We start from the raw sequence: 6637 nt of genomic DNA on the forward strand, positions 1-6637 counted from the left end.
CGCCGCATGAGCACGGTTGAAAAGGAAGTGGCGGCGGGGCGTGGCAGCGCCCGCGCCGTCGCTATTGCGTCATCGCTTGGCCGTTTCCTGGTCATTGCGATCACGACCTATCTTGGTCTGCTCGCGGTCACCTTCTTCATCGGCCGCGTCATTCCGATCGACCCGGTGCTGGCGGTGCTCGGCGACCGGGCGCCGGCCAATGTCGTCGAGCGCACGCGCCGGGAGATGGGCCTCGACCTGCCGTTGATCGAGCAGTTCTACATCTATGTGAAAAATGCCCTGAACGGTAATTTCGGCATCTCCGTGCTGACCACCAATCCGGTCATGACCGACATTCGCCGGGCGCTGCCGGCCACCACCGAACTGGCGACGCTGGGAACGCTTATCGGGGCGCTGTTCGGCGTGCCGCTCGGCGTGCTGGCGGCGGTCAAGCGCGGCAGTCTCATCGACCAGATCGTGCGCATCATCGGCCTGATCGGCTATTCCGTGCCGATCTTCTGGCTCGGCCTGCTGGCGCTGGTGCTGTTCTATGCCAAGCTGCAATGGGTTGCCTTCCCGGCGCGGCTCGACGTCGTCTACGAATACACTTTTACGCCGATCACCGGCTTCTATCTCCTCGACTCCGCGATGCAGGGGCAGTGGGACGTGTTTTACGACGCCTTCCGCCACATCATCCTGCCGGCATCGCTGCTCGGCTACTTCTCGCTCGCCTATATCAGCCGCATGACGCGCTCGTTCATGCTCAACGAACTGTCCCAGGAATACATCGTCGCGGCACGCGCCAAGGGCCTGTCGGAAACCCGCATCATCTGGGGCCACGCGCTGCGCAATGCGGCGGTGCCGATGGTGACGGTGATCGCGCTCTCCTATGCCGGGCTGCTCGAAGGCTCGGTGCTCACCGAAACAGTGTTCTCGTGGCCGGGCATCGGCCTTTACATCACCAATTCGCTGCAGAACGCCGACATGAATGCGGTGCTCGGCGGCACCATCGTCATCGGCTCGGTTTTCATCGCCATCAATCTCCTCTCCGACCTGCTGTATCGGGTGCTCGATCCGAGGACGAAGGTTCAATGAGCAGAGGTATTCCACTTTCGGGCCTAGAGCAGTTCACCGTTTCACGGAAACGGCGACCCGCTCTAACTCCTTATTTTTACGCAATTCCGGACGGAAAACCGTTTCACACTTTTCCTGGAATTGCTGCGGCCAATCACCCCCACTCCGGCCCTTCGGGCCACCTCTCCCCCTGCCCGGGGGAGAGGAAAAGCCGGTCGCACGCCCGGCGCCTTTCATCTCCCCCGTCGAGCGGGGGAGAGGTGGTCTGCGAAGCGGGCCGGAGTGGGGGTCGACAGTACCAAGAGGCATCGTCATGACCGCCTCCGACGCCCGCCCTCTCTCCCGTCGCGACTGGCTGCTCAGCGAGCGGCCGGCCTCGCGCATGCAGGCAAGGCTCGGTCGCGCCTATGTGGCGTGGCGGCGCTTTTCCGCCAACCGTCTGGCCTTTCTCGGCCTGCTCATCATCGTTGCCCTGCTGGTCGTTGCCGCCCTTGCCGGCGTGCTGGCACCTTATTCTCCGACGTTCGGCGACCTGAAGAACGCGCGCCTGCTGGCGCCGAGCGCCGAGCACTGGTTCGGCACCGATGATCTCGGCCGCGATATCCTGTCGCGCATCCTCTACGGCTCGCGCTGGACCCTTTATGTGGTCATCCTGGTCGCCATCATCGCGGCACCGATCGGCCTTCTGGTCGGCACGGTGGCCGGCTATGCCGGCGGCTGGACCGATGCCATCCTGATGCGCATCACGGACATCTTCCTCGCCTTTCCCAAGCTGATCCTGGCGCTGGCCTTTGTCGCAGCACTTGGCCCCGGCATCGAGAATGCGGTGCTGGCCATCGCCATCACCTCATGGCCGCCCTACGCCCGCATCGCGCGGGCAGAGACGCTGACGGTGCGCAATTCCGATTACATCAAGGCGGTGCAGCTGATGGGCGCCTCGCCCTTCCGCATCGTGCTGCGCCATATCATGCCGCTTTGCATTTCGTCCCTGATCGTCAGGGTGACGCTCGACATGGCCGGCATCATCCTGACCGCCGCCGGGCTCGGTTTCCTCGGCCTCGGCGCGCAACCGCCGCTGCCCGAATGGGGCACGATGATCGCGTCGGGTCGCCGCTTCGTGCTCGACCAGTGGTGGGTGGCCGGTGCGCCGGGCTTCGCCATCCTCATCGTCAGCCTCGGCTTCAACCTGCTCGGCGACGGCCTGCGCGACGCGCTCGATCCTCGCAGTGGTGACCAATGAGCAGGGAAACGAAGACGCTTCTCGACGTCGACGACCTGCGCGTCACCTTCCCGACCCGCACCGGTCTAATCGAGGCGGTGCGCGGCGTTTCCTTTTCGCTCGGCCGCGAACGGCTCGGCATCGTCGGCGAGTCGGGCTCGGGAAAATCGCAAACCGGCCGCGCCATCATGGGGCTGACGCCGCCGCAGGCCTGGATATCGGCCAACAAGCTCGCCTTCGACGGCATCGACCTGCTCAGCGTCTCGGCGCGCGAACGTCGGAAGCTGCGCGGCAAACGCATCGCCATGATCCTGCAGGACCCGAAATATTCGCTCGACCCTGTCATGAGCATCGGCCGCCAGATCGTCGAGACCCTGCGCACCCATGAAAAGGTCGGCAAGGCCGAGGCACGCGACCGCGCATTGGCCATGCTGGAGGCGGTGCAGATCCGTGATCCCTCTCGCGTCTTCAACCTGCATCCGCATGAAGTTTCGGGCGGCATGGGCCAGCGCGCCATGATCGCCATGATGCTGATCGCCGGTCCGGAAATGATGATCGCCGACGAGCCGACCTCGGCGCTCGACGTCACCGTGCAGCTTGATGTGCTCGGCATTCTCGACCGGCTGGTCAGTGAGCGCGGCATGGGGCTGATCTTCATCTCGCACGATCTGCGCCTGGTCTCGTCCTTCTGCGACCGCGTCATCGTCATGTATGCCGGCAAGGTGGTAGAGCAGCTCAAAGCGTCCGAACTCGGCCATGCCCAGCATCCCTACACGCGCGGCTTGCTCAATTGCATGCCCAAGATCGGCGCCGACCGCCACCCGCTGCCGGTGCTCGACCGCAAGCCGGAGTGGGCGGCATGACTTCCGCGATTGCCGTCGACAGGCTGGAAGTGATCTTCGACCGTTTTCGCGCACTGAAGGGCGTCAGCCTCGACGTGCAGCCGGGCGAATCCTTCGGCCTGGTCGGTGAATCCGGCTCCGGCAAATCGACGCTGCTGCGGGCCATCGCCGGCCTTGCACCGGTCGCTTCGGGCGGCATCGCCGTCAACGGCAAGACGCTCGGCGCACGCCGCGACAAGGCCTTCTACCGCGAAGTGCAGATGGTCTTCCAGGATCCGTACGGCTCGCTGCACCCGCGCCAGACCGTCGACCGTCTGCTGCAGGAGCCGCTTGCCATCCATGGGTTTGCCGACGGCGAAAAGCGCATCCAGCGGGCGCTCGACGAGGTCGGCCTCGGCAACGGTTTTCGGTTCCGCTATTCGCACCAGCTCTCCGGCGGCCAGCGCCAGCGCGTGGCGATTGCGCGTGCACTCATTCTCGAACCGTCGATCCTGCTGCTCGACGAGCCGACCTCGGCGCTCGATGCCTCGGTGCAGGCGGAAGTGCTCAACCTGTTGGAAGAGGTACGCAAGCGGCGCAAGCTGACCTTCCTGATGGTCAGCCACGACCTCGCCATCATCACCCATATGTGCGAGCGGCTGATGGTGATGCAAAGCGGCGAGGCGGTGGAGAATCTGGCGGCGGCTGAACTTGTCGAACGCCGCGTGACCAAGGATTATACGCGCAATCTTTTGCGGGCCAGCGATGGGTTTGTGAGAACCGCCTGAATTCGTTTTCTCTTTTGCGCCGAACAACCATCTTGGGGACTGCCCGTGGAGGAATGGAAATTTGCGGATCCGCCCAATCTCGCGGTGTTGTCGGACAAGAGCCTATTAAAACGTGGCGACTGGATCGCATACGTTGTGCATGAAGATGACGACGACGACAGCTACAACGACGAAGGTGGCAGTTGGCAATTCTACAGTAGCGACATTCGAGATTGGGATGAACGCGAAATAATGCTCGTAGGCCTGCAAGAGGTGGTTCAACTGGATGAAACCATCCTGGAGTTGGCCGATTTGCCGAAACGTTGGCGTGCTTGGCGCGCCTCGAAATCGTCGCCATGGCGGCGCGCCAAGTCACGCCCCGTACCCTCCAACGACAACGAGTGACCCGCCAAAGCCTTAAGTCTGGGCTTGCACCGGTTCGCCGCTCTCCACGGGTGGCTCTTCCTGGGCTTTCGGCTCCTTGATCCTGAACCACGTCACATAAAGCGCCGGCAGGAACAGCAGCGTAATCGCCGTGCCGGCAATGATGCCGCCCATCATGGCATAGGCCATCGGCCCCCAGAACACTTCACGTGCGATCGGGATCAGCGCCAGGCTGGCGGCGGCGGCCGTCAGCGCGATCGGCCGCATGCGGTGTTCCGTCGCTTCGATGACAGCGGCCCAGCGGTCCTTGCCTTCCCGGACGAGATCCTCGATCTGCACGATCAGGATGACCGAATTGCGGATCAGGATGCCGATCAGCGCCAGCACGCCGAGGATGGCGACGAAGCCGAGCGGTGCTCCGCTCGGCACCAGGGCCGCCACCACGCCGATCAGGCCGAGCGGCGCCACGGCCACCACCAGGAACAGGCGCTGGAAACTCTGCAACTGCACCATCAGGATCGTCGCCATGACGAACAGCATCAACGGCACGACGGCGGCGATTGGTCCCTGGCTTTTGGCACTCTCCTCGACCGAGCCGGCGGTGGCGATCGAATAGCCCGGCGGCAGCTTGGCGGTGAAGGCATCGACCGACGGCTTCAACTCGTTGACGACGGTGGCCGGCAGCACGTCGCCGACCAGTCCGGCGCGCACGGTGATGGTCGGGATGCGGTCGCGTCGCCACACCGTTGGCTGCTCCAGATCGTAGCGGAAGTTGGCGACGGCCGCGAGCGGGATCGCCTCGCCGGTACTGGTCGGCAGCTGCATGTTCTGCAAGGTTTCGATCGAGCCGCGTTCGGACCCACGCGAGCGCGCCACGACATTGATCAGATAGGTGGCGTCGCGCACCTGCGTGATGGTGGCGCCGCCGACCGTACTGTTCAGCGCGCTGGCGATGTCGGAGGAGGTGATACCGAGCTGGCGTGCCTTGTCCTGCAGCACGTCGACCCTCAGCACACGCTGCGGCTCGTTCCAGTCGAAGGTCGGCGCTGCTAGCTTTGGATTGGCGGAGATGACACCGGCGAATTGCTGCGCCAGTTCGCGCACCGTCTGGATGTCGGGACCGCCGACGCGATATTGCACCGGGCGGCCGACCGGCGGTCCGAGTTCGAGCGGCTTGACGAAGGCGTCGGTGCCGACGAACTCCTCGCGTAGCAGTTTTTCAAGCGCCGGCTTGACCCGGTTGCGGGCCGCGATGCTTTTGGTGACGATGACGGTCTGGCCGAAATAGGGGTTGGCCGGCTGCACGTCATAGGCGAGCACGAAACGCACCGCGCCCTGGCCGATATAGGACGAAAAATGGTCGATGTCGGGATTGCCGACCAGCGCCCGCTGCTCGAACCGCTCCATCTGGTCGCGCGTATCGGCGATCGAGGCATTCTGCGGCAGGTTCCAGTCGACGATCAGCTCCGGCCGGTCCGATGGCGGAAAGAACTGCTGCTGCACCAGCCCGAAGCCGGCGATCGAGCCGGCAAACAAAAGCACGGTGACGATGATGGTCAGCCAGTGATGGCGCACCGAGCCGACAAGCACGCGCCGGAAAAGCGAGGTGAAGCGGCCAGGCTGGTCGTGATGCTTGGCTTTCATCGTCGCCGGCAGGATGGTGACGCCGAGCAGTGGCGCAAACAGCACCGCAACGATCCATGACACCAGCAGCGAAACGGCGATGACCACGAACAGGGTGAAGGTATATTCGCCGGCGGCGCTGTTGTTGAGGCCGATCGGGATGAAGCCGGCGACCGTCACCAGCGTACCGGTCAGCATCGGAAAGGCGGTCGATGTGTAGACATAGGTCGCCGCCTTGCGCAGATTGTCGCCGACCTCCAGCCGCGCCACCATCATCTCGACCGCGATCATCGCGTCGTCGACCAGAAGCCCGAGCGAGATGATCAGCGCCCCCAGGGAAATACGCTGCAGCGAAATGCCGAGATAAGCCATGACCGTGAAGGTGATGGCCAGCACCAGCGGGATCGACAGCGCCACGACGAAGCCGGCGCGCATGCCGAGGCTGATGAACGACACGGCGAGCACGATGGCGACCGCCTCGAACAGCGCGCGCGTAAAGCCCGAGACGGCCTCCTCGACGATGACCGGCTGGTCGGCCACCAGATGCACGCCGACACCGACCGGCAGGTCGGCCAGCACCTTGTCCATCTCCTTGTGCAGCGCCTCGCCGAATTCGAGCAGGTTGGCGTTGGGTTTCATGCCGATGGCGAGCCCGATGGCGTCCTGGCCGTTGAAGCGGAACAGTGCCGTAGGCGGATCGACGTAGCCGCGCGTGATCGTCGCCACGTCGCTGAGGCGGAAGAAACGGTCATCGACCCGCAGATTGATGG

General features: G+C 64.2%; 6 protein-coding genes. 5 read left to right on the forward strand and 1 reads right to left on the reverse strand.

Annotation, left to right across the window (positions count from 1 at the left end; translation table 11 throughout):
- Positions 1-6 precede the first annotated feature (6 nt).
- From EN749_RS05655 to EN749_RS05675, 5 genes are all read left to right on the forward strand, one after another.
- Entirely contained in the window at positions 7-1074 is a 1068-nt protein-coding gene (locus EN749_RS05655) for an ABC transporter permease (protein WP_127319783.1), read from the forward strand.
- A gap of 292 nt (positions 1075-1366) precedes the next feature.
- Entirely contained in the window at positions 1367-2293 is a 927-nt protein-coding gene (gene nikC / locus EN749_RS05660) for a nickel transporter permease (RefSeq protein WP_127326259.1), read from the forward strand.
- Positions 2290-3135: an ABC transporter ATP-binding protein gene (locus EN749_RS05665; RefSeq protein ID WP_128362715.1), complete on the forward strand. Its 846-nt coding sequence runs from the start codon at positions 2290-2292 to the stop codon at positions 3133-3135. Before nikC ends, EN749_RS05665 begins: the two co-directional genes overlap by 4 nt.
- Complete coding sequence (locus tag EN749_RS05670; protein WP_027161778.1) at positions 3132-3881, forward strand: ABC transporter ATP-binding protein; 750 nt, start codon at positions 3132-3134, stop codon at positions 3879-3881. The genes EN749_RS05665 and EN749_RS05670 overlap by 4 nt, the downstream gene beginning before the upstream one ends.
- A 45-nt stretch (positions 3882-3926) precedes the next feature.
- Positions 3927-4265 (forward strand): hypothetical protein, encoded by a 339-nt coding sequence (locus EN749_RS05675; RefSeq protein WP_128362716.1) that lies wholly within the window; start codon positions 3927-3929, stop codon positions 4263-4265.
- A 12-nt stretch (positions 4266-4277) separates the two neighbouring features.
- Here the strand turns inward: EN749_RS05675 and EN749_RS05680 are convergent.
- The coding region (locus EN749_RS05680) for an efflux RND transporter permease subunit (protein WP_145990880.1) at positions 4278-6637 on the reverse strand (2360 nt) is incomplete at its 5' end.

Origin of the sequence: Mesorhizobium sp. M7A.F.Ca.ET.027.02.1.1 (assembly GCF_004022985.1) — a bacterium.
GTDB lineage: Bacteria > Pseudomonadota > Alphaproteobacteria > Rhizobiales > Rhizobiaceae > Mesorhizobium.

Bases quoted from the DNA above. Each gene is read 5' to 3' on its own strand.
- EN749_RS05655 (WP_127319783.1), top strand. From the start codon at position 7: ATGAGCACGGTTGAAAAGGAAGTGGCGGCGGGGCGTGGCAGCGCCCGC.
- EN749_RS05665 (WP_128362715.1), top strand. From the start codon at position 2,290: ATGAGCAGGGAAACGAAGACGCTTCTCGACGTCGACGACCTGCGCGTC.
- EN749_RS05670 (WP_027161778.1), top strand. From the start codon at position 3,132: ATGACTTCCGCGATTGCCGTCGACAGGCTGGAAGTGATCTTCGACCGT.
- nikC (WP_127326259.1), top strand. From the start codon at position 1,367: ATGACCGCCTCCGACGCCCGCCCTCTCTCCCGTCGCGACTGGCTGCTC.